Annotated in this window: 18 protein-coding genes; 8 read left to right on the forward strand and 10 right to left on the reverse strand. The window is 63.5% G+C overall.

Going from position 1 to position 20,792, the window contains the following annotated elements; genetic code table 11:
* Nucleotides 1–147: 147 nt before the first annotated feature.
* Complete coding sequence (locus QYQ99_RS07090) at nucleotides 148–1,080, reverse strand: DMT family transporter (protein WP_302092020.1); 933 nt, start codon at nucleotides 1,078–1,080, stop codon at nucleotides 148–150.
* A 351-nt stretch (nucleotides 1,081–1,431) separates the two neighbouring features.
* Here QYQ99_RS07090 and nhaA point away from each other — a divergent pair, with 351 nt between their 5' ends.
* The 3 genes from nhaA to QYQ99_RS07105 all read left to right on the forward strand — a co-directional run bounded on the left by nhaA (nucleotide 1,432) and on the right by QYQ99_RS07105 (nucleotide 4,839).
* Nucleotides 1,432–2,820: a Na+/H+ antiporter NhaA gene (gene nhaA / locus QYQ99_RS07095; RefSeq protein WP_302092021.1), complete on the forward strand. Its 1,389-nt coding sequence runs from the start codon at nucleotides 1,432–1,434 to the stop codon at nucleotides 2,818–2,820.
* A gap of 362 nt (nucleotides 2,821–3,182) precedes the next feature.
* Entirely contained in the window at nucleotides 3,183–4,037 is an 855-nt protein-coding gene (locus QYQ99_RS07100; RefSeq protein ID WP_302092022.1) for a tetratricopeptide repeat protein, read from the forward strand.
* 43 nt (nucleotides 4,038–4,080) lie between these two features.
* Nucleotides 4,081–4,839: a tetratricopeptide repeat protein gene (locus QYQ99_RS07105; RefSeq protein WP_302092023.1), complete on the forward strand. Its 759-nt coding sequence runs from the start codon at nucleotides 4,081–4,083 to the stop codon at nucleotides 4,837–4,839.
* Between the two features lie 55 nt (nucleotides 4,840–4,894).
* Here QYQ99_RS07105 and QYQ99_RS07110 read toward each other — a convergent pair whose 3' ends face one another.
* Nucleotides 4,895–6,073, reverse strand: a complete 1,179-nt coding sequence (locus tag QYQ99_RS07110) for an alpha-hydroxy acid oxidase (protein WP_302092024.1) — start codon at nucleotides 6,071–6,073, stop codon at nucleotides 4,895–4,897.
* A gap of 198 nt (nucleotides 6,074–6,271) precedes the next feature.
* On the opposite strand from QYQ99_RS07110, the gene QYQ99_RS07115 reads away from it, so the two are divergent.
* The 4 genes from QYQ99_RS07115 to lldD all read left to right on the forward strand — a co-directional run bounded on the left by QYQ99_RS07115 (nucleotide 6,272) and on the right by lldD (nucleotide 11,896).
* Nucleotides 6,272–7,930, forward strand: coding sequence for an L-lactate permease (locus tag QYQ99_RS07115; protein WP_302092025.1), 1,659 nt, complete (start codon nucleotides 6,272–6,274; stop codon nucleotides 7,928–7,930).
* A 380-nt stretch (nucleotides 7,931–8,310) separates the two neighbouring features.
* Complete coding sequence (gene lldP / locus QYQ99_RS07120; RefSeq protein WP_302092026.1) at nucleotides 8,311–9,975, forward strand: L-lactate permease; 1,665 nt, start codon at nucleotides 8,311–8,313, stop codon at nucleotides 9,973–9,975.
* 17 nt (nucleotides 9,976–9,992) lie between these two features.
* Nucleotides 9,993–10,763: a transcriptional regulator LldR gene (gene lldR, locus QYQ99_RS07125; protein ID WP_302093133.1), complete on the forward strand. Its 771-nt coding sequence runs from the start codon at nucleotides 9,993–9,995 to the stop codon at nucleotides 10,761–10,763.
* A complete protein-coding gene (gene lldD, locus QYQ99_RS07130) occupies nucleotides 10,760–11,896 on the forward strand; it encodes an FMN-dependent L-lactate dehydrogenase LldD (RefSeq protein ID WP_302092027.1) in 1,137 nt (378 codons plus the stop codon). Before lldR ends, lldD begins: the two co-directional genes overlap by 4 nt.
* A 40-nt stretch (nucleotides 11,897–11,936) precedes the next feature.
* Here lldD and QYQ99_RS07135 read toward each other — a convergent pair whose 3' ends face one another.
* Nucleotides 11,937–12,818, reverse strand: coding sequence for an EamA family transporter (locus QYQ99_RS07135; protein WP_302092028.1), 882 nt, complete (start codon nucleotides 12,816–12,818; stop codon nucleotides 11,937–11,939).
* A complete protein-coding gene (locus QYQ99_RS07140; RefSeq protein ID WP_302092029.1) occupies nucleotides 12,815–13,435 on the reverse strand; it encodes a nitroreductase family protein in 621 nt (206 codons plus the stop codon). The genes QYQ99_RS07135 and QYQ99_RS07140 overlap by 4 nt, the downstream gene beginning before the upstream one ends.
* Nucleotides 13,436–13,515: 80 nt before the next feature.
* Here QYQ99_RS07140 and QYQ99_RS07145 point away from each other — a divergent pair, with 80 nt between their 5' ends.
* Nucleotides 13,516–14,409, forward strand: coding sequence for a LysR family transcriptional regulator (locus QYQ99_RS07145; protein WP_302092030.1), 894 nt, complete (start codon nucleotides 13,516–13,518; stop codon nucleotides 14,407–14,409).
* A gap of 27 nt (nucleotides 14,410–14,436) precedes the next feature.
* Here QYQ99_RS07145 and pbpC read toward each other — a convergent pair whose 3' ends face one another.
* From pbpC to QYQ99_RS07175, 6 genes are all read right to left on the reverse strand, one after another.
* A complete protein-coding gene (gene pbpC, locus QYQ99_RS07150) occupies nucleotides 14,437–16,842 on the reverse strand; it encodes a penicillin-binding protein 1C (RefSeq protein ID WP_437439066.1) in 2,406 nt (801 codons plus the stop codon).
* A 134-nt stretch (nucleotides 16,843–16,976) separates the two neighbouring features.
* A complete protein-coding gene (locus QYQ99_RS07155) occupies nucleotides 16,977–17,534 on the reverse strand; it encodes an HdeD family acid-resistance protein (protein ID WP_302092032.1) in 558 nt (185 codons plus the stop codon).
* 106 nt (nucleotides 17,535–17,640) lie between these two features.
* Nucleotides 17,641–18,516, reverse strand: a complete 876-nt coding sequence (locus tag QYQ99_RS07160) for an endonuclease/exonuclease/phosphatase family protein (RefSeq protein WP_302092033.1) — start codon at nucleotides 18,514–18,516, stop codon at nucleotides 17,641–17,643.
* 67 nt (nucleotides 18,517–18,583) lie between these two features.
* Entirely contained in the window at nucleotides 18,584–18,970 is a 387-nt protein-coding gene (locus tag QYQ99_RS07165) for a VOC family protein (protein WP_302092034.1), read from the reverse strand.
* 34 nt (nucleotides 18,971–19,004) lie between these two features.
* Nucleotides 19,005–19,871: a carbohydrate ABC transporter permease gene (locus QYQ99_RS07170; RefSeq protein ID WP_302092035.1), complete on the reverse strand. Its 867-nt coding sequence runs from the start codon at nucleotides 19,869–19,871 to the stop codon at nucleotides 19,005–19,007.
* The gene (locus QYQ99_RS07175) at nucleotides 19,868–20,788 is read right to left on the reverse strand and encodes a carbohydrate ABC transporter permease (protein ID WP_302092036.1); all 921 of its coding nucleotides are present in this window, start codon (nucleotides 20,786–20,788) and stop codon (nucleotides 19,868–19,870) included. The genes QYQ99_RS07170 and QYQ99_RS07175 overlap by 4 nt, the downstream gene beginning before the upstream one ends.
* Between the last annotated feature and the right edge of the window lie 4 nt (nucleotides 20,789–20,792).

The raw sequence follows: 20,792 nt of genomic DNA on the forward strand, positions 1-20,792 counted from the left end.
GAACTGCAGCAACAAGCCAGGCACGGCATCGCGCATCCTCGCTGCACAAAGCTATTGTTTCAGGAGCTTATTGCGCTCTTCCACGTTTCATTTCGATGACTTTTCACCTTGAAAATGAACGATGAAAAGCGCAAGCAGCTCTTGAAATCATAGCTGCAGACAGATCAGCACCAGGCCCAGCATCATCAGCGCCATGCCCAGCTTTTCCGTCAGCGACAGCTTCTCGCTGAACACCTTGCGAGAGACGATATAGCTGAACACCACCTCCACCATGCCCAGGGTACGCACGGCGGCCGCCCCCTGCATGGCATAGGCGGTGAACCAGGCCAGCGAGGCGGCAGCGCCCATGCTGCCGGCCAGCAGCGAGATGCGCCAGGCCTTGAAGATGGGGCGCAAGCCCTGTTCATGGGTTCTGGCGATCCAGGCGCTCATGACGACGGACTGCATGGTCTGCGCAATCAGCACGCCCCAGGCCCCCGACAACCAGGGCGAGCTCACGCCCAATGTTGCGATCTCGACCGCGCCGCCGCGAAAGCCCACCGTGGCCAGCGCAAAACAGGCGCCGCAGATCAACCCGTAGACCGAGGATTTACTGGTCCAGGCCGAGAGCGTGAACAGCTGCCCGCGCGGCGGCAGCGACAGCATCAGCACGCCCACCGTGGCAAGCACCATGGCAAGCAGCGCCAGCCGCGTCGGCAGCTCGTGCAGGAACATGGCGGCAAACAGGGCCACCTGCAGCACCTCGGTCTTGGACAGCGTGACCGCCACGGCAAAGTTGCGCTCCTTCATGGCCATGAGCAAGGCGACCGTGGCTGCGACCTGAAAGAGCGCACCAAGCGCAATCCAGCCCAGATACGCGACGCTGAACTTCGGCAGCACCTGGGACGGATCGCCCAGACCATACAGCGCCAGCAGATAGACGGCGGCAAACGGCAGGCCATAGAGAAAGCGCACCAGCGTGGCTGGCAGAGTGCCGACCTGCGTCGTCAGCGAGCGCTGGGCCGTGTTGCGCACCGTCTGCGCCGCCGCCGCAAACAGCACCACTCCCACCCACAGATATTCCATTCCTATGCCCGGCATGAGACACTTTCTTTTTTGTGAACGCGCCAGCATAGCGCCGGCTGCCGGGCGGTGCTGACGCGATTCGTGCAGTCCGCCCGCTCAAGCCAAGGCGACGTGAAGCACGAACGGATTCCGTGCTGATGGCGACGTCCTTTTCCCGGCAAATAAACCCCATATCCAGACCATTGCTGCGTCTTTAGCTACAATTTTAGCCGGGTGCCCGCCGCACGAGGTGGCGATGGCAGGTGAATGTTCATGCGCAGGTCGGGCCGCCAGCGCACCAGTCGTCCAGGAATGCGGACGGCACCAGCAGGCATTGCCTCAGGTGCAGAACGCCTTCAGCGCACGACTTCAGACACCTACCAACTCATGGACCCACAAACACTTGTGCAGGCCCCTGCGCCTTTTGCATCCCAAAATTCGCCCCGCGTCCCCGCGCTGCAATCCGCGACCGAGCGCGTGCAGGCACAAATCTCGCACCTGCTGCATATCGAGTCCTTCGCCGGCATGGTGCTCATGCTGGCCGCTGCGGCAGCCCTGATCTGGGCCAACTCCGCTGCAGCTCCAAGCTACTTTGCACTGTGGCATGCGCCCGTCGCGCTGACGCTGGGCCCATGGAGCTTCAGCACCGATCTGCATTTCATCGTCAACGACGTTCTGATGACGGTGTTCTTTCTGGTCGTGGGCATGGAGATCCGGCGCGAGCTGCACAACGGCGCGCTGGCCAGCCTGCGCCAGGCCAGCCTGCCGCTGATCGCAGCCATCGGCGGCGTGGCCGTGCCCGCACTCATCTACGTGGCCCTCGCGGGCAACGACAGGACACTGCTCAACGGCTGGGCAATTCCGACGGCGACCGACATCGCGTTTGCCGTGGGCGTGCTGGCCTTGCTGGGCCGCAATATCCCGGGTGCACTGCGCATCTTCCTGCTGGCACTGGCCATCATCGACGACATAGTGGCCGTGCTCATCATCGCGTTCTTCTACTCGGGCGGCCTGCAGGCCATGGGCTTTGTAGTTGCCGCAGCTGGCGTGCTGCTGGTGCTGCTGTTCAACCGCATGGGCATTGCCGCCGCGCCCCTGTATGTGCTGCCCGGAGCCATTCTCTGGTTCGGCCTGCTCAAGACCGGCGCTCACCCCACTCTGGCTGGTGTGGTGCTGGGTCTGATGACGCCTGTGTTTGTACGTCCCACTCCCATGCCTCCGCTGATCACGGCACAGACGGCGATGCGCAAGGCTGGCGAGCAGATGCTCAGCGGCCAGCCCGATCCGCAGCACCTGCTGCAGGAGCTGCGCACCGCCCAGCTCGCACAGCGCGACCTGTTGCCGCCCGCTCTGCGCCTGCCCATGATTCTTCATCCCTGGGTGGCGTTTTGCATCATGCCCATCTTTGCGCTGGCCAATGCCGGCGTGCAATTCTCGGACATAGACCTGAGCGCGAGCGCACCGCAGACCACGGCCATGGCCGTGCTGGTGGCCCTGGTGCTGGGCAAGCCCCTGGGCGTCTTCATCTGCACCTGGCTAGCCGTCAAGAGCGGGCTGTGCAGCCTGCCCGAGGGCCTGAACTGGCGCGGTGTGCTGCTGGTGGGTCTGCTGGCCGGCATAGGCTTTACCATGTCCATCTTTGTCGGCGGCCTGGCCTTTGCCGATGCGAAGCTGCTGGGCGCGGCCAAGCTGGGCATTCTGGCAGGCTCGGCCGTCGCCGCCTTGCTGGGGCTGGGCTATGGCTTTGCCATGCGCAAGCGCCTGCAGCACGCATAAGCACTTCTCGATCGTGGTGCCCAATCGGGCTAGAAACAGTCAAAGGCGTTCCTGTTTGGTGACTAGAATGCCTCCTCGCTCTGCCCCGCAATCCGCACATCTGCCTGCTCCATTGACGGCAATGACCGGTGCTCCAGAGATTCTCGATCCATGCTCAGGCGTCAATCGGCCAGGACCCGGTGTTCGGAGGTCTCGCTGTGCAGCGTCCCTGCACGCTCACGCACAGTGAACCGCTTCACCGTGCTCCTGCACCGGCTCTCAGGCAAAGGCCTCAGGGCCGCCTAAAGCGATGACGAGCTTTGCAGCTGCAGGCCGAAAACGGCACCTCCATCCCAAGAACATCAGGAAAAATGCAGAAAAACATGGTTCACCTTTACTCCGCTGCCGCACTGCTGCTAGCCAGCACCTTGGCCATGGCCCAACCTGCGGATCTGTTGCGCAAAGCACAGGCGGGGGATGCCCAGGCACAGCTTGACCTGGGCCAGATGTACGCAGATGGCCGTGAGGTGTTGCAAAGCGACGAGAAAGCCGCGCAATGGTTTGGCCTGGCAGCCGCACAAGGCAACGCCTTGAGCCAGAGCAATCTCGGCCTGATGTATGACCGTGGCCGTGGTGTGGCGCAGAACGATCAGGAGGCCGTCAAGTGGTATCGCCTCTCGGCAGCGCAGGGCGAGGCCAACGGCCAGTTCAATCTTGGCGTCATGTACGAAGACGGCCGCGGGGTGGAACAAAGCGATCAGGAAGCCGTCAAGTGGTATCGGCTTGCAGCCGCGCAGAACCTTCTCGATGCCCAGTACAACCTGGGGCTGATGTATGTCAGCGGCCGCGGGGTGGAGCAAAGCGATCAGGAGGCCGCCAAATGGTTTGGCATCACGGCCGCCAAGGGCCACGACTCGGGCCAGGCCAACCTCGCCGTGATGTATGCCACCGGTCGCGGCGTGCCGCTCGACGAGAAGGAGGCAGCCCGACTGCTGGGCCTGGCTGCGGAACAAGGCAATGCGACGGCCCAGGTCAACCTCGGCGCGATGTTTGAGGAAGGCCGCGGCGTCAAGCGCAGCCTGTCTCAGGCCTATTTCTGGTACTCCCTGGCAGCTGCCCAGGGCCTGGAGGACACGGTGTCGCTGCGCGATGCTGCGGCCCAGAAGCTCAAGCCTGCGGAGCGCGCCGCCCTGGACAAGAAAATCGGCGCCTGGAAACCCAAGACGACAAATCGCTGAATTTGCGCATTCGAAACAGCACCCCCTTATCGACAGGCAATCCATGAAAAAGCAATTCAGCCATCTCCTTTGCGCAGCCGCCCTGCTGCTGTCCGGCCCTCTTGCCATCGCGCAATCGGCAGACCTGCTGCAAAAAGCCCAGGCGGGCGATGCCCAGGCGCAGTTCAAGCTCGCGGCCGTCTATCTCACGGGCCGCGGCGGACCCAAGAATGATGACGAAGCCGCCAAGTGGTTCATGCTGGCCGCAAAGCAGGGCCACGCCGAAAGCCAGGCCAATATGGGCCTGATGTACGGCCGCGGACGCGGCGTGCCGCAAAGCGATGAAGAGGCCGTCAAGTGGTATCGCCTGGCGGCAGAACAAGGCGATGCCGATGGCCTGTTCAACCTCGCGGTGATGTATGACGACGGACGGGGCGTGGCTGAGAACCCGGAAGAAGCCGTCAGGCTGTACCGCCTTGCCGTGGCACAAAACCATGTATCGAGCCAGAGCAATCTCGGCTATATGTACGACCATGGCCGTGGCGTGGCGCAAGACAGCAAGGAAGCCTTCAAGTGGTACATGATTGCGGCAGAGCAAGGAGATGCCAATAGCCAGTTCAACGTGGGCTCCATGTATGCCTTGGGCCGCGGTGTCAGCCAAAGCTGGCCCCAGGCTTATTTCTGGGCGCTGTTGGCCGCCAGGGATGGCGAGAAGGATTCGGCCAAGCAGCAGGAAATCATTGCCAAGAAATTGAAGCCTGCGCAACGGGCCAAGATCCAGCAGCAGGTGCAGGAGTGGAAGCCCAAGGCCGGCAACTCCTGACCTGCGGCCAGAGGTCGCGGCGGCTTGCAGCGCAGCAAGCCGCCGACAACACGGATCAGATCACTGCAAACGGCTTGGGATAGGTGCCTGGCAACAGAATCTCTTTGCCGACATGGTTGATATTAGTGTGCCCGCAGAAGGCCATGGTGGTATCGAGCTCCTTGTGGATGATCTGCAGCGCCTTGCTCACGCCGGCCTGGCCATAGGCCCCCAGACCATAGAGGAAGCTGCGACCTATCATCGTGCCTTGCGCACCCAGTGCGCGGGCCTTGAGCACGTCCTGACCGCTGCGAATGCCGCCATCCATCCAGACTTCGATGTCCTTGCCCGCAGCCTCTGCAATCGACGGCAAGGCGGCAATCGAAGAAGGCGCACCGTCAAGCTGACGGCCGCCATGATTGCTGACCACCAGCGCGTCAGCACCGCTTTGTGCCGCCAGACGCGCATCTTCGGCATCCATCACGCCCTTGAGAATGATCTTGCCGCCCCAGAGCTTCTTGATCCATTCCACATCGCTCCAGTTCAGTGACGGATCGAACTGATCTGCCGTCCAGGACGACAGCGAGGAGACATCGCCCACACCATCCACATGGCCGACGATATTGCCGAAGCTGCGGCGCTTGGTACCCAGCATTCCCAGGCACCAGTGCGGTTTGGTCGCCAGATTGATGAGGTTTGCCAGCGTGGGCTTGGGCGGGGTGGACAGGCCGTTCTTGATGTCCTTGTGGCGCTGCCCAAGGATCTGCAGATCCAGCGTCACCACCAGCGCCGAGCAGTTGGCCGCCTTGGCACGATGGATCAGGCGCTCCATGAAGGCCTTGTCGCGCATCACATACAGCTGGAACCAGAACGGATGGCGATCGGTGTGCTCGGCGATGTCCTCCAGCGAACAGATGCTCATGGTGGACAGCGTGAACGGCACGCCAAAAGCCTTGGCGGCCTTGGCTCCAAGAATCTCGCCATCGGCATGCTGCATGCCCGTCAGGCCCGTGGGCGCAATCGCCACCGGCATCGCGACCTCCTCGCCGATCATGGTGGTGCGCGTGCTGCGCCCTTCCATGTTCACGGCCACACGCTGACGCAGCTTGATGGTCTGGAACTCGTCTTCGTTGGCCCGATACGTGCCCTGGGTGTAAGAGCCCGAATCGGCGTAGTCATAGAACATGCGCGGCACACGACGCTTGGCCACCACACGCAGGTCTTCGATACAGGTGATTTTGGAAAGATCGCTCACGACTTCTAGCCTTGTAATTGGAATTGAACCCGATGGTAGCCCTCAACGTCGTGATCGGCGGTGCACTATGGTTTGAAGTGATTTATGCCGGTTTTGAAATTTTCTTCAGCGAGAAAAAATCAAGGGCTATTGCTAGGTATGCGAGCCTATTTGCACAGCCACCATCGTCGTCACCACAACAAACAGGAGACAACAGAGATGGTTTGGCAACAGGTCTACGACCCTCTATCGAACATGTGGCTATCCACATTGCTTGCGGCCATTCCGGTCGTGGTGATGCTGGTGGGCCTGGGCTTTTTGCACATGAAGGCCCACCTGGCCGCAGGTGCAGGCCTGATTGCAGCGCTGCTGATTGCAGTCTTTGTCTACAACATGCCCGGCGAAATGGCGGGGCGTGCCGCCTTGTTCGGCGGCTTCACCGGCCTGCTGCCCATTGGCTGGATTGTGCTGAACATCATCTTCCTGCATCAGCTGACCGAGCAGAACGGCAGCTTCAAGGTGCTGCAGGATTCGCTTTCCGGCATCACCGAAGACCGCCGCATCCAGTTGCTGCTGATTGCCTTTTCTTTCGGTGCCTTTTTCGAAGGCGCTGCCGGCTTCGGCACGCCCGTGGCCGTGACGGCCGCCATTCTGATCGGCCTGGGCTTTTCGCCGCTGGCGGCATCCGGCCTGTCGCTGATCGCCAACACCGCTCCCGTGGCCTTTGGCGCACTGGGCACGCCCGTCATCACGCTGGCCAAGGTCCATGGCTACGATCTGATGGAAGTGACCGCCATGATCGGCCGTCAGCTACCCTTCTTCTCGGTGCTGGTGCCGTTCTGGCTGATCTGGGCTTTTGCCGGTCGCAAGGGCATGATGGAGATCTGGCCCGCGATTCTGGTCACCGGCCTGTCGTTTGCCATTCCCCAGTACCTGGTCTCCAACTTCATCGGCCCGGAGCTGGTGGACATCATCGCGGCCATTGTTTCCATGACCAGCCTGATCCTGTTCCTGCGCGTCTGGCAGCCCAAGAAGATCTGGACCTCGGCCTCGCTGCGCGGCAAGGATGTCAGCGCCTCCGAAGTCAAGCCGCCCCAGCCCGTAGCCAAGCACAGCAGGAGCGCGCTGATCGCCGCCTGGACACCCTGGATCATTCTCTCGGTGTTTGTGTTCATCTGGGGTCTGCCGCCGGTCAAGGCCTGGCTCAACAGCCTGTTTGCCCCCGCTTTCCCCATGACGGGCCTGCACAATCTGATCGAGAAAATGCCGCCCGTGGTGCCTCAGCCGACCAAGGAAGGCGCGGTCTACACGCTGAACCTGCTGTCGGCCACCGGAACCGGCATTCTGCTGTCTGCCATCGTCAGCGCCTTCGTCATGAAGTACAACCCGGTGACCATAGTGCGCACCTTCTTCAAGACCACCTGGCTGGTGCGCTACTCGCTGCTGACCATCGTGCTGATGCTGGCCCTGGGCACACTGACACGCTACTCGGGCACTGACACCACCCTGGGCCTGGCCTTTGCCAACACCGGTGTGTTCTACCCCTTCTTCGGCACGCTGATGGGCTGGCTGGGCGTGGCGCTCACGGGCTCGGACACGGCGTCCAACGTGCTGTTCGGCGGCATGCAGAAAGTCGCTGCCGATCAGTTGGGCCTGTCCCCCAACCTCATGGGTGCCGCCAACAGCTCGGGCGGCGTGATGGGCAAGATGATCGATGCGCAATCCATTGTCGTGGCTTCGACCGCCACACGCTGGTTCAACCGCGAGGGCGACATCCTGCGCTATGTGTTCTTCCACTCCATCGCCCTGGCCTGCCTGATGGGCCTGTTCGTCACCATGCAGGCCTATGTCTGGCCCTTCCATCTGATGGTGAATTGACGCGCCCCCTGAGCCGCTTTGCGGCGTCCCCCCAGGGGGACGGCAATGAGCTTGTCCATAAAAGCCGCAGCGCCCCAGGCCTGCGGTTTTTTTATGTTCTCAGAATTTCATACCGCCCCTAATTGGTATGACCAATTAATTTCATAAATCAAGGGAAAACCATGAATTTCAAGACTTATTTCGCTTCATACAATCCACTCCACTTGAAATCGACCGATATTGGTAATACCAATTTAGCAAGCAAGACTGGAATAACCCAGGCCCGCCTATGGCGCGGCACAGCCGGTTTTGCGCACGGTCATTTTTGAAAATTTGACGGGGAAGACTTCTGGGCAGTCAGGAGGCTTGACCTCCCCGCGCATCTCCAGGAGATCAAGGCAATGCAAGAAATCTGGTCGCAGAACTACGACCCCGCAGGCAATGTGTGGGTGTCGGCGCTGGTGGCGCTCATACCTATCATCTTTTTCTTTCTCGCGCTGACCAAGCTGCGCCTCAAGGGCTATGTGGCGGGCACCATCACGGTGGCGCTGTCTCTGGCCGTGGCGCTGCTGTTCTATCGCATGCCGGTCGCCAACGCGCTGGCAGCAGGCGTCTACGGCTTCTTCTACGGTCTGTGGCCGATTGCCTGGATCATTGTCGCGGCGGTCTTTCTCTACAAGGTCTCGGTCAAGACCGGGCAGTTCGACATCATCCGCTCGTCGATTCTGTCGGTCACCGAAGACCAGCGTCTGCAGCTGATCCTGGTGGGCTTTTGCTTCGGTGCCTTCCTTGAGGGAGCTGCCGGTTTCGGCGCCCCCGTGGCCATCACGGCAGCGCTGCTGGTGGGCCTGGGCTTCAGGCCTTTATATGCCGCGGGCCTGTGCCTGATCGGCAATACCGCTCCTGTGGCCTTCGGCGCCATGGGCATTCCCGTCATCGTGGCCGCTCAGGTCTCGGGCGTCGATGTCATGGCCATCAGCCAGATGGCCGGCCGCCAGCTGCCCTTCATGACCATCATCGTGCTGTTCTGGCTCATGGCCATCATGGACGGCTGGCGCGGCGTCAAGGAAACCTGGCCTGCGGTGCTGGTGGGCGGCGGCAGCTTTGCACTCGGACAGTTTCTGACAGCCAACTACATCGGCCCCGAACTGCCGGACATCACTTCGGCCATCTTCGCCCTGGTGACACTGACCACCTTCCTCAAGTTCTGGCAGCCCAAGCGCATCTTCCGCTTCGACACCGAGCCGGGCGCGGCAAAGATCCAGACAGCGGCCCCCGTCAAGCTGACGACCGGCATGGTGCTCAAGGCCTGGTCGCCCTTCATCATCCTCACGGCCATGGTGACCATCTGGAGCCTCAAGCCCTTCAAGGCGCTGTTCGCCTCGGGCGGCGCACTGTCCGGCACGGTCTTCAGCATTCCCGTGCCCATGCTGCACAATCTGGTGCAGAAAATGGCTCCCGTCGTTGCCACACCCACGCCTTATGGCGCGGTCTATTCCTTCAACTGGCTGTCGGCCACGGGAACCGCGATCCTGATCGCCGCCGTGCTCTCCATTCTTTTGCTGCGCCTCAAGCCTGCCGTGGCAGTCCGGACCATGGGCGAGACCTTCAAGGAACTGGCACTGCCCATCTACTCCATCGGCATGGTGCTGGCCTTCGCCTTCATCGCCAACTACTCCGGCCTGTCCACCACGCTGGCCATGGCGCTGGCCCATACCGGCAAGGCCTTTGCGTTCTTCTCGCCCTTCCTGGGCTGGGTCGGCGTGTTCCTCACGGGCTCCGACACCTCGGCCAATGCGCTGTTCGGCGCCCTGCAGGCCACGACGGCAGCGCAGCTGGGGCTGCCAGAGGTGCTGGCCGTGACGGCCAACACCACCGGCGGCGTGACCGGCAAGATGATCTCGCCCCAGTCCATCGCCATTGCCTGTGCAGCCGTAGGCCTGGCCGGCAAGGAGTCGGACCTGTTCCGCTTTACCGTCAAGCACAGCCTGGCCTTCCTGGTGCTGATCGGCATCATCTGCACGCTGCAGGCTTATGTGTTTCCGTGGATGATTCCCACCACCTGAAACTCCTGCCAGACCCCATGTCCGCCATCCGCCTGTCCGACCGCGTTGCCCAGCAGTTGCTGGAGCTGATCCAGAGCACCCAGCTCCAGAGCGGCGCAAGGCTGCCGACCGAACGGGCGCTGGCCGAGCAACTGGGGGTTTCGCGCACGGCGCTGCGCGAGGCCATACAGAAGCTTGCAAGCCGAGGCGTGCTCGAAAGCCGCGTAGGCGCCGGCACCTTTGTCGGCTCGCGCGTGCCGCTGTGGCACGAACAAGCCGTCGCACCGCTGGAATCCTTGCTGCGCGACGACCCCCAATACCGCTACGACGTGCTGGAAGCACGCCAGGCTCTGGAGCTCAGCACCGCCTGGTATGCGGCCCAGCGTGCCACCGACAAGGACAGGGACCGCATCCGCCACTGTTTCGACGATATGCTGCGCCACCAGCAGGCGCGCGATGCCGCCAGTGCGGCCCGCTCCGATGCGCAGTTCCATCTGGCGATTGCCGAGGCTTCGCACAACGCCGTGCTGGTTCAGCTCATGGGCAGCCTCTTCGAGCTGGTGCTGGGCACCGTGGCCCAGAACCGGCGCCTGATGTTCGTGCATGACGATCTCTCGACGCTGGAGCATCTGACTGCGCAGCACCGCAATCTCATGCAGGCCATTGTCGACGGCGAGCCGGAGCAGGCCAGAAGCGCCATCGGCCAGCACCTGGCCTATGTTCACGAAAAGCTGTCCGAGTCGGATGCCGAAGCGGCCCGACGCAAGCGGCTGGATCGTTTCTCCTCTTCCTCCGCCATTTTTTCATGATCATCTCCTCCACCACCGACTACCGCGCGGCTGCGCAAAAGCGCCTGCCGCCCTTTCTGTTCCACTACCTCGACGGCGGCGCCTATGCCGAGAAGACGCTGGCGCGCAATGTCGACGACCTGGCCGACGTGGCCCTGCGCCAGCGCGTGCTCAAGGACATGAGCCAGCTGGACACCAGCATCGAGTTGTTCGGCGAGAAGTTCTCGATTCCCGTGGCGCTGGCCCCCGTGGGCCTGACCGGCATGTTCGCCCGCCGCGGCGAAGTGCAGGCCGCCATGGCCGCTGACAAGAAGGGCATCCCCTTCACCATGTCCAGCGTCTCGGTCTGCCCCATCGAGGAAGTCGCCCCCAGGCTGGGCCGACCGATGTGGTTCCAGCTCTATGTGCTCAAGGACCGGGGCTTCATGAAGAACGCGCTGGAGCGCGCCCAGGCTGCGGGCGTCTCCACCCTGGTCTTCACCGTGGACATGCCCGTGCCCGGCGCCCGCTACCGCGACGCGCACTCGGGCATGAGCGGCCCCAACGCCGCCATGCGCCGCTATCTGCAGGCCGTGACCCATCCGCACTGGGCCTTGGACGTGGGCCTGATGGGCCGCCCGCACACGCTGGGCAATATCTCCACCTACAAGGGCCAGAACGTCTCGCTCGAAGACTATATGGGCTATCTGGGCGCGAACTTCGACCCCTCGATCTCGTGGTCGGACCTGGAGTGGATTCGCGACTTCTGGAAGGGTCCCATGCTGATCAAGGGCATTCTTGATCCCGAGGACGCCAGGGATGCCGTGCGCTTCGGCGCTGACGGCATCATCGTCTCCAACCATGGCGGGCGCCAGCTCGACGGCGTGCTCTCGTCGGCACGCGCCCTGCCAGCCATTGCCGATGCCGTCAAGGGCCAGATCAAGATCTTTGCCGACTCGGGCGTGCGCAACGGCCTGGACATCGTGCGCCTGCTGGCCCTGGGCGCGGACTGCACCATGATAGGCCGCGCCTTCGTCTACGCGCTGGCCGCTGAAGGCGAAGCCGGCGTGACCAACCTGCTGAACCTGCTCGAAAAGGAAATGCGCGTGGCCATGACGCTGACCAGCGTCAAGAAGGTCTCGGAGATCACGGGCGATCTATTGGTGCGGGAATGATTCCGCGCTGACCCCGGCAGGGAACGGGGCATGGCGGGAATCAGCGCGCCGTGCCCCACTGCCCCAGCCAGATGCCACCCAGGACCAGGGCCACGCCGGCCATCTGCACGGTCGTCAGCGTCTGGTCCAGGAATGCCCAGCCCAGCAAGATCGCCGTCAGCGGGCTCAGGAAGCCCAGCGGTGCCACCATATCCGGCTCCAGCCGGGCAATGCCGCGAAACCACAGCACATAGGTCAGCGCCGCGCCCACCAGGCCCAGCCACACCAGCCCGATCAGATGGCCCGGTGTGGGCGCAGGGAAAGCCGGGCCGGCCCACAGCGCCACCGGCAGCAGCAACAGGCCGCCGGCCGTGAGCTGCCAGGCGGTGAAGGTCAGCAGCGGTACGGGAGCGCGCCACTTGCGCGTGAGCACCGTGCCGCAGGCCATGGAAACCGCTGCTGCCAGGCCCGCAGCAATCCCCGTCGCATCCAGGCTCACACCGGGCGTGAGCACCAGCAAGGCCACACCCGCCAGACCGGCCAGGGCTCCCAGCACCGAGGCCGGCCGCAGCGCGCTGCCCAGCACCCAGGCCGCAAGAAACACCACCACCAGCGGCTGCACGGCCCCGACCGTGGCGGCCGCCCCTCCCGGCAGGCGGTAGGCCGAGACGAACAGCATGCTCCAGAACACCGAGAAATTGAGCGCTCCCAGAATGAACACCCGCAGCCACCACACGCCCTGCGGCAGGCGCCGTGCAAATGCCAGCAACAACAGGCCTGCGGGCAGCGCGCGCAGCAAGGCCACGGTCATCGCGGGCACCTGCGGCAGCAGCTGCGTGGTGACGATGTAGCTGCTGCCCCAGATGGCGGGTGCCAGCGCCGTCAGCAGCAGATCGCGCGCCTGGGTCCGCCTGAACACAAGCGCAGATTGGCCGGCGCTCATACGAGCTCCAGCACCTGGTCCAGCGGCCGGCGTGGCTTCTGCGGCCAGTTGCCGGGCGCGGCGCGGCCCACGGTGACGAGCATGGCCGGCACCTCCTCGCTCGCCAGACCGAAGCTCGCCGCCACGCCTTCGGCGTAGAAGCCGGTCATCGCACAGGACGCCAGGCCCAGCGCCTGCGCCGCGTGCATCAGCGTCATGGCGCCGAAGCTGGCCGAACGCAGGGCCTCGTCGCGCACCGCCTGCGCGCTGGCGTACTGCTGCTGCGCGGCCTGCAGCCATCCCTGCGCCATGGCGGCCGGCATGAAGCCCGCGTCCACAGAGGGTTGCAGCCGTTCGGCAAGCGCCTCCGGGTCGGCCAGCACGCCGCAGACGATAAAGCAGACGGCTGCCTCCTGCACCTTGGCCTGGTCCTGCGCTACGGCGCGCAGCCTGGCCTTGGCCCCAGGCGTGCGCACGGCGATGAAGCGCCAGTTCTGAAGGTTGTAGGCCGTGGGAGCGCGCGTGGCCAGCTGCACCAGCCGTGCTATCTCAGCATCCGCAAGGGTGTGGGAAGCATCGAAGCGATTGGCCGAGATGCGCTGCTCGATGAGGGCGAGTGTGGGGTGAAGCGTTGTCATGGCATGACTGTAGATAATTCATCCCGGATTGATAATTGGCTTCTATCAACAGAAACCATTCACCATCAGTGAATAATCGCATGGACCGTCTGACCGCCTTGCAAGTCTTTCATCGCGTCGCTCAGCGCGGCAGCTTTGCCGAGGCCGGCCGCAGCCTGGGCCTGTCACCGGCCGCGATCAGCAAGAACATCGCCGAGCTGGAGGCGCATGTGGGCACACGCCTGATCCAGCGCACCACGCGGCGCATGGTGCTGACGGAAGAAGGCCGCCTGTATCTCGAGCATGTCACGCGGGCTCTGGATGCACTGGCCGATGCCGACTCGGCGCTATGCCCCTTCAAGACCGCGCCCAGCGGCCTGCTCAAGGTCAGCGCGCCCATGACGGTGACGCTGACTCGGCTCTCGCATGCCATCCCCGCCTTTCTGCAGCGCCACCCCGGGCTGCAGCTGGACCTGCACCTGGACGACCGGCGCGTCGACATCGTGCGCGAGGGCTTCGATCTGGCCATCCGCGGCAGCGACCGGCTCGAGGACTCCTCGCTGATCGCGCGCCCGCTGACGACCATGCCGCATGTGCTGTGCGCCGCTCCCGGCTATTTCGAAAAACGCGGTCGCCCGCACACGCCAGCCGACCTCAACGGCCTGGAGCACATACGCTTCAGCCTCTCCGGCCATGCGGATGTCTGGGAATTCGAGCAAGGCGGGCGCATGGAGCGCGTGGCGGTCAATACGCGCTACTCGGTGTCCTCAAGCCTGGCGGTGCGCGATGCATTGCGCTCGGGCTTTGGCGTCAGCCTGATCCCGCGACCCTATGTCGAGGAAGACCTGCGCACGGGCCGGCTGCAGGCAGCCCTGGAGGACTGGAGCACGGTGAAGACCGCACTCTATGCCATTTATCCTTCGCGCCAGCATGTGGCGCCCAAGCTGCGGGCGCTACTGGAGTTTCTGATAACGCAGTTCGATTCTGGCAGCTGAGCGTCTGGCCGGTTGAGCAGCCGGCTTTCAGCGCCGGCGCAGGCTCGGGATCTGCTCCGGCCCGGCCACGAGGGCCCCGGCACCGCGTACCTCAAGCGCAATGCTGTCCAGCACCTTGCCAGAGGCATCGAGCAGCTCCAGCCTGTGACGTCCCGGCCAGGGCAGCCAGCCCAGCTGACTGCCGCGCCCCAGCTCGCGCTGCACTTCCCGCATCACGGGTTGCGCATTCTTGTCGGCAGCCGCAGGCGGGCCGTATTGCCGGGTCACCAGCCGCCAGCGCAAGCTGCCGTCACGCCAGTCCTGCTCGGCCGCCATACCGGCCTGGCGCGCCACCAACTGCACACGCTGGCTGTCAGGCGGAATATCGGGGTCCAGCGCCAAAATCGTGCCATTGACCGGGCGCGAAATACGAACAGCGGACGCAGCCGCAGCGCTGCCTGACTTGCTGCCTTTTTGCCTTGCAAGGTTTTTCTGCTCCGCACTGCCAGCCACGTGATCCATGGCAAACAGTGATTGCTCGGTCCCTGCCACAAACCATTCTTCGCGTGCGCTTTCGATAGGCGTGGCGCCGCTTGCCAACGCACCGAACTGCACTTGCTGCTGCAGCACACCGCTCGGAGCCCTGGGCGCACGGCTGGACAGGTTGCGATGCAAAAAGCCCATGATATCGGCCCAGATGGGCGCTGCGCCGCTGGTGCCGCTGACCGAATGCATGGCCTCGCCACCCGCATTGCCCACCCAGACGCCCACGGTGTAGCGCTCGGACCAGCCCACGGCCCAGTTGTCGCGCATATCCTTGCTGGTGCCGGTTTTCACAGCCGTCCAGAAACGGGTGGCCAGCACGCTGTCCGTGCCGAACGTTGGGGCCCGCGCCATATTGTCGGAGAGGATGTCTCCCACGATGAAGGCGGCCCGCGCATCCAGCGCCTGCAGCGCGTCGTCGCCGGTTTTGCCGCCGGCCTTGCGGCTTTCAGCCTGAGGCAAGGCCCAACTCACGGGGCGATATTGACCGCCATTGCCCAGTGCCCGATAGGCATTGGTCAGATTGAGCAGCGCGACCTCGCTGCTGCCCAGCGCCAGGCTGAAGCCGTAATAGCCCCCGCTTTCGCGCAGCGGCAGGCCCAGTTTCTTGAGCTGCTCGAAAAAGGCGTCGGGCGTGATCATGACCAGCGTGCGCACCGCAGGCACATTGAGCGAGGATGCCAGCGCCGTGCGCGCCGACACCCAGCCCTTGAAGCGCCGGTCGTAGTTCTGCGGAATGTAGAGGCCGTTCTGCGTGGGAATATGGGCCGATGAATCCTCGATCAGCGAGGCGGCCGTGATGCGCTTTTCGGCAATCGCCTGGGCATAGAGAAAAGGCTTGAGCGTGGAGCCGGGCTGACGCAGCGCGGTGACGCCATCGACCTCGGACGCCTGGCTCAGCGTTCCTGAGGAGCCGACCCAGGCCAGAATCTCGCCTGTCCGGTTGTCCAGCACCACGGCCGCACCATCCTCCACATTGCGGCCCTGCAACTCGCGCAGATGCTGCTGCAGGCTGGCCACCGCAAAGCGCTGCAAGGGTGCGCTCAAGGTTGAGCGCACCTGCTCCTGCCCCCTGTTCTGGGGCAAGGCCAGCCAGCGCCGCGCGAAATGCGGGGCCACGCCCTCGCTGGCCAGCCATTGACGCCGCTGCAGCACGCTGGAGGTATAGAGCTGCATGGCCGAGCAATCCTTGGCCGCCACATCATCGGGCACCATCACCTGCAGCACGCCGCAGGCACGCTGGGCCACGCGCTCGACAGAGGCATTGGGCGCACGCACCAGGGCCGCAGCAATGGCCGCCTCGCGCGCATCCAACCCATGAGCAGCCTTGCCGTACAGGCTTTGCGACAGCGCAGCTATACCCACGATCTCGCCGCGAAACGGCACCAGGTTCAGATAGGCCTCAAGAATCTGGTCCTTGCGCCAGCGCCTGTCCAGAACCTGGGCCGCCACGGCCTGACCCACCTTCTGCACCACGCTGCGCCCGCCCGATCCCTGACGCCAGTCGCCATCCAGCAGACCGGCGAGTTGCATGGTGATGGTGCTTGCGCCGCGCGTGCGCGTGTTCCAGAGGTTGCCCCAGGCGGCTGCGCTGACGGCAGCCCAGTCCACGCCGCTGTGCTCGTAGAAACGCTTGTCCTCGCTGAGCACCAGGGCCGTGCGCAGTGCCGGCGAGACATCGGCCAATGCCACCCAGGAGCCGCGGCGCACCGTGCTGTCGGTGCGCAGGCGCTGCAGCATCTCGCCTTCGCGCGAAAGCAGCAGGGTCTCCGAGGAGCGATGGTCGCTGCGCACCTCGTCATAGCTGGGCACCGCATGGCTGCTGGCGGCAAGACCCAGCCATAAAGCGGCCGTCATGCCAACGGTTCGCCAGGACTGCTTCATTTTCGGGGGCTGGAGATACCGCTGCATGCCTTGTTCCATGTCCTTGTGTGCTGTTGGAAGTCAGCAGTCATTGTCCCAAAGATGGCAGGCAAACTGTCCGCTCAGACAAGCCGCAGCAAAAAAGCGGCTCCAGCGAGCCGCTTTTGCGAGATCACTGCCCTTCAAGCCGTGAACTTCTTGATCTTGAAGGCCAGTATCACCATCAGCACACCGAAGATGACGGCATAGGTCGCCAGCACCCACAACATGGCCATCATGCCCGCGCCGGGTTGCATCAGCACGAAGATGCCGAACAGCACTGAGAGCAGCCCCCCGAGCACCAGCACCCATTCGCCTTGAATTTCCTTGCGCAGACGCAGCGCCGCGACGATCTGAAGTACGCCCGTCATCAAGGCCCAGACGCCGATATAGATGGTCAGAACCAGCGCAGTAATCGCAGGGTTGACGACCGTGAGCACCCCCACCACCACCCCCGTCAACCCCCACAGCAAAACCACCCACCAGTGACGCGACTGCTGGCGGCTCTTGATGGCGGTGTAGATGCCTAGCAGGCCATCGACAAACACATAGGCGCCAAACACCAGCACCAGCGCGGCGGCGGATGCTGCGGGCTGCATCCAGGTCAGCACGCCGAAGATGATGGCGGCGGCGCCGCGCAGCAACAGCACCCACCAGCTACGGTGCAGCATGATGGACATGGACGGAATTTCTACAGGCATGAAGACTCCTCTCTTTTAGAACGTGTTTACGTTCTCAGGGTTTCACAACAGTGCGACTTGTGCAGCCACTCGTCTCTCGACTCCAGCTCCGACCCTAGCAACAAGCTCAGCCCAGCGTCAACATCACAGGCTGGTGGTCAGACGCCTGTGTGGCGCTGTCCACACGCCAAGTTTGCACTCTCTGGCACAAGCTGTCGCTGACCCATATCAAGTCACAGGCACCGGGCTCTGCTCCCCAGGTTCTGTCCACCAGTCTGAAGGTCGGCGGCTGCGGTTGCCCGGGATACAGCACATCCCAGCTATTGCGCCACTGCCCGGCCTGCAGACAGCCTTCCTCGCCGGCAGCCCAAGGCGCGGACAGAACGGCATATTCGGGCTCGTGCGGCTCGAAGTTGAAATCCCCGCACAGCACGGCATGGCGTGTATGCGGCTTGGTTTGATAGGGCGAGCCATCACTGGCCGGCTGCGGCGGGGCATCGGCCAGCGCACAGGCCTGCATCTGCAGGGCACGCAGTGCCCCGGCCTGAGCCATGCGCTGACGCGTCGAAAAATATTCGAGATGGGTGGTCATGATGCGTACCGGCCCCAGCGCCGCGTCCTCGACCGTGACCACAGAACACATGCGCTGCATGCAGCGCATATCGGCCTCTGCCGGCATGGGCAGCAGATAGTGCTGAACCAGCCGCACCGGCAGCCGCGTGGCAATCAGATTGCCAAAACGCTGATGTCCCCGGGGCGTGAACTCATCGACCGATGCGCCAAAGCAAATCTGCCATCCCGGCAACAGCGCCGTCAGCTCGGCCGGCTGGTCGCCGGGCCGGCCCTGCAGATCGGGGTAGTTGACGGCGATTTCCTGCAGGCACAGCACATCCAGTCCGCCGGCCTGCTCGCCCATTTGCAGCGCGTGACGCACGATGCGCTCCACACTGACCAGTCCATCCATGCCGCAGCACCATTGCACGTTCCAGGTCAGGATATTCATCTTGTCGTGTCTTTCCAGATTGAAAATGGCTCAAGCCCTGGCTCGCCACTATTTTTTCAGCTGCGGATCAGACCAAGGTCTCGCGCAACTGGAACACATTGCCCTCCTTGTCCATGGCATTGCAGGCCGCAAAGCCAGGACCTTGCCAACGCTCGTCAAACACCTGTCCGCCCAGCGCCTGCGCAGCGCTTTTGGCATTGTCAATCGCCGCCACGGTGACGAAGAACTTGAGAGCCACATCGGCACGGCGCTGCGGTGGCGTGCCGATCCTGACCCGCGCCGCAATCTCGGCAGGCAGGGCATGAATCACCAGCTGCAACGCAGCGGACTCCAGCACGATGACGTGCGCATCCTCATGCAGCCGCTGCATGCCCAGAACCTGCTCATAGAAGCCGGCCAGACTCTGGAAATCCTTGGCATAAATCAGCACACCGGCAGCAGCGGGACCAGGCATCGCCAACTCCTCAAATGGTTTGACTGTATCCCACTCACTTGATGCCCGCGCGCATGAAGCTTTGCACGAACTGGCGCTGGAACAGCAGGAATGCGATCAGCAGCGGCCCTGAAGTCATCAGCGTGGCGGCGCAGATGCTCGACCATTCCACGCCCGATTCCACGCTGGAGAAAACCTGCAGCCCTACGGTGAGCGGACGCGCCTGGACGCTGTTGGTGATGATCAGAGGCCAGAGAAAATTATTCCAGTGAAAGCTCACCGAAACCAGCGCAAACGCGGTGTAGACCGGCCTGGCCAGCGGTACGTAGACACGCCAGAGAATCTGCAGCGTGCTGGCACCTTCCACGCGCGCAGCTTCGTCCAGCTCGCGGGGTATGCCCATAAAGGTCTGGCGCAGCAAAAAGATGGCAAAGGCCGAGGCGAAATACGGCAGACCTATGCCCAACAGGCTATCGACCGCGCCCAGCCCGGACATGGTCTGATAGTTGGCCACCAGCAGGATGTCCGGCATGATCATCAGCTGTATCAGCACCAGCGCAAACGCCACATTGCTGCCGCGAAAGCGCAAGCGTGCAAAGGCAAATGCAGCCAGCGTGGACAGCAGCAGCTGCACCGCCAAAATCATGGCCACCAGCAAGATGGTGTTGAGAAAATAGCGCGCAAACGGCGCGGCTTCCCAGGCATGGCGGAAGTTCTGCAGCGTCCAGGGCGCCGACAGATCGAGGCGCGTGGACGCATCGGACGGATGAAACGCCGTCCAGACCGCATACGCCAGCGGCAGCAGCCACAGCAGCGCCAGCGTCCAGGCGGCCAGGGTGTCCAGCCATGAAGCGCCATAAAAGCTCACGCCCTGGCTTGCCCGTGCGCTCCTGCGCCCCGACAGAAATGCAGCAGCTGTCATTGATAGTGCACCTTTTTGTCCAGCACGAAGAACTGGAACAGTGCCACGGCAGCCAGCACCACGACCAGCACCACGGTGATGGCCGCTGCATAGCCGGTATCCCAGAACTTGAAGCCCACTTCGTAGAGGTGATAGAGCAGCAGCGTGGAGGCATTGTCCGGCCCGCCGCGCGTGAGAATGAACACATGGTCCACCAGCCGGAAGGCATTGATCACGGCGTTGACCAGGATGAACAGCGTGGTCGGCATGAGCAGCGGCCACTGCACGCGGCGCAGGAAATACCAGCGCGATGCGCCTTCGATGACCGCCGCCTCCTTGAGGCTGGGATTGAGCGTCTGCAGCGCGGCCAGATAGAAGATCATGAAAAAGCCTGCCTCCTTCCACACGGCCACCAGCGTGATGCAGGCCAGGGCCGTGGATGGATCGCCCAGCCAGTTGTGCGCGTCCAGGCCCAGTGCGCCGCGCACCTGCTCCAGCAGTCCGTACTGAGGCGTGTAGAAGAACAGCCAGATATTGGCCACGGCAATCATGGGCAGCACCGTGGGCGTGAAATACGCCATGCGCAGCAAGGCCCGCCCCGCGAGTTTCTCGTTGACCCACAGCGCCATCAGCAAGGCCAGCCCCATGGACAGCGGAATGGTGGCGGCGGCAAACCAGAGGTTGTTGCGCACGGCCTGCCAGAACACGGGGTCGTCGACCATGAGCGCGTAGTTTTCCAGACCCACCCATTCGCCGGACTGGCCGCCACGCCCCGTGGCATGCAGGCTGTCGATCAACGTGGACAAGGCCGGCCAGTGCGTAAAGCCCAGCAGCAGCACCAGCGCCGGCATGAGCAGCAGCCAGGCATGCACGGCCTGCTGTCGCGCGGCGGCCTGCGCCAGCCGGCGGGCGGCCCTGGATGACAAAGGCGCAGACATGGCG

The sequence above is a fragment of the Comamonas testosteroni genome (assembly GCF_030505195.1).
Classification (GTDB): domain Bacteria; phylum Pseudomonadota; class Gammaproteobacteria; order Burkholderiales; family Burkholderiaceae_C; genus Comamonas; species Comamonas testosteroni_G.

What these genes read in the sequence shown, in the direction of transcription:
- QYQ99_RS07090 (WP_302092020.1), bottom strand. Translation starts at nt 1,080, where the DNA reads ATGCCGGGCATAGGAATGGAATATCTGTGGGTGGGAGTGGTGCTGTTT.
- nhaA (WP_302092021.1), top strand. Translation starts at nt 1,432, where the DNA reads ATGGACCCACAAACACTTGTGCAGGCCCCTGCGCCTTTTGCATCCCAA.
- QYQ99_RS07100 (WP_302092022.1), top strand. Translation starts at nt 3,183, where the DNA reads ATGGTTCACCTTTACTCCGCTGCCGCACTGCTGCTAGCCAGCACCTTG.
- QYQ99_RS07105 (WP_302092023.1), top strand. Translation starts at nt 4,081, where the DNA reads ATGAAAAAGCAATTCAGCCATCTCCTTTGCGCAGCCGCCCTGCTGCTG.
- QYQ99_RS07115 (WP_302092025.1), top strand. Translation starts at nt 6,272, where the DNA reads ATGGTTTGGCAACAGGTCTACGACCCTCTATCGAACATGTGGCTATCC.
- lldP (WP_302092026.1), top strand. Translation starts at nt 8,311, where the DNA reads ATGCAAGAAATCTGGTCGCAGAACTACGACCCCGCAGGCAATGTGTGG.
- lldR (WP_302093133.1), top strand. Translation starts at nt 9,993, where the DNA reads ATGTCCGCCATCCGCCTGTCCGACCGCGTTGCCCAGCAGTTGCTGGAG.
- lldD (WP_302092027.1), top strand. Translation starts at nt 10,760, where the DNA reads ATGATCATCTCCTCCACCACCGACTACCGCGCGGCTGCGCAAAAGCGC.
- QYQ99_RS07135 (WP_302092028.1), bottom strand. Translation starts at nt 12,818, where the DNA reads ATGAGCGCCGGCCAATCTGCGCTTGTGTTCAGGCGGACCCAGGCGCGC.
- QYQ99_RS07140 (WP_302092029.1), bottom strand. Translation starts at nt 13,435, where the DNA reads ATGACAACGCTTCACCCCACACTCGCCCTCATCGAGCAGCGCATCTCG.
- QYQ99_RS07145 (WP_302092030.1), top strand. Translation starts at nt 13,516, where the DNA reads ATGGACCGTCTGACCGCCTTGCAAGTCTTTCATCGCGTCGCTCAGCGC.
- pbpC (WP_437439066.1), bottom strand. Translation starts at nt 16,842, where the DNA reads ATGCAGCGGTATCTCCAGCCCCCGAAAATGAAGCAGTCCTGGCGAACC.
- QYQ99_RS07155 (WP_302092032.1), bottom strand. Translation starts at nt 17,534, where the DNA reads ATGCCTGTAGAAATTCCGTCCATGTCCATCATGCTGCACCGTAGCTGG.
- QYQ99_RS07160 (WP_302092033.1), bottom strand. Translation starts at nt 18,516, where the DNA reads ATGAATATCCTGACCTGGAACGTGCAATGGTGCTGCGGCATGGATGGA.
- QYQ99_RS07165 (WP_302092034.1), bottom strand. Translation starts at nt 18,970, where the DNA reads ATGCCTGGTCCCGCTGCTGCCGGTGTGCTGATTTATGCCAAGGATTTC.
- QYQ99_RS07170 (WP_302092035.1), bottom strand. Translation starts at nt 19,871, where the DNA reads ATGACAGCTGCTGCATTTCTGTCGGGGCGCAGGAGCGCACGGGCAAGC.
- QYQ99_RS07175 (WP_302092036.1), bottom strand. Translation starts at nt 20,788, where the DNA reads ATGTCTGCGCCTTTGTCATCCAGGGCCGCCCGCCGGCTGGCGCAGGCC.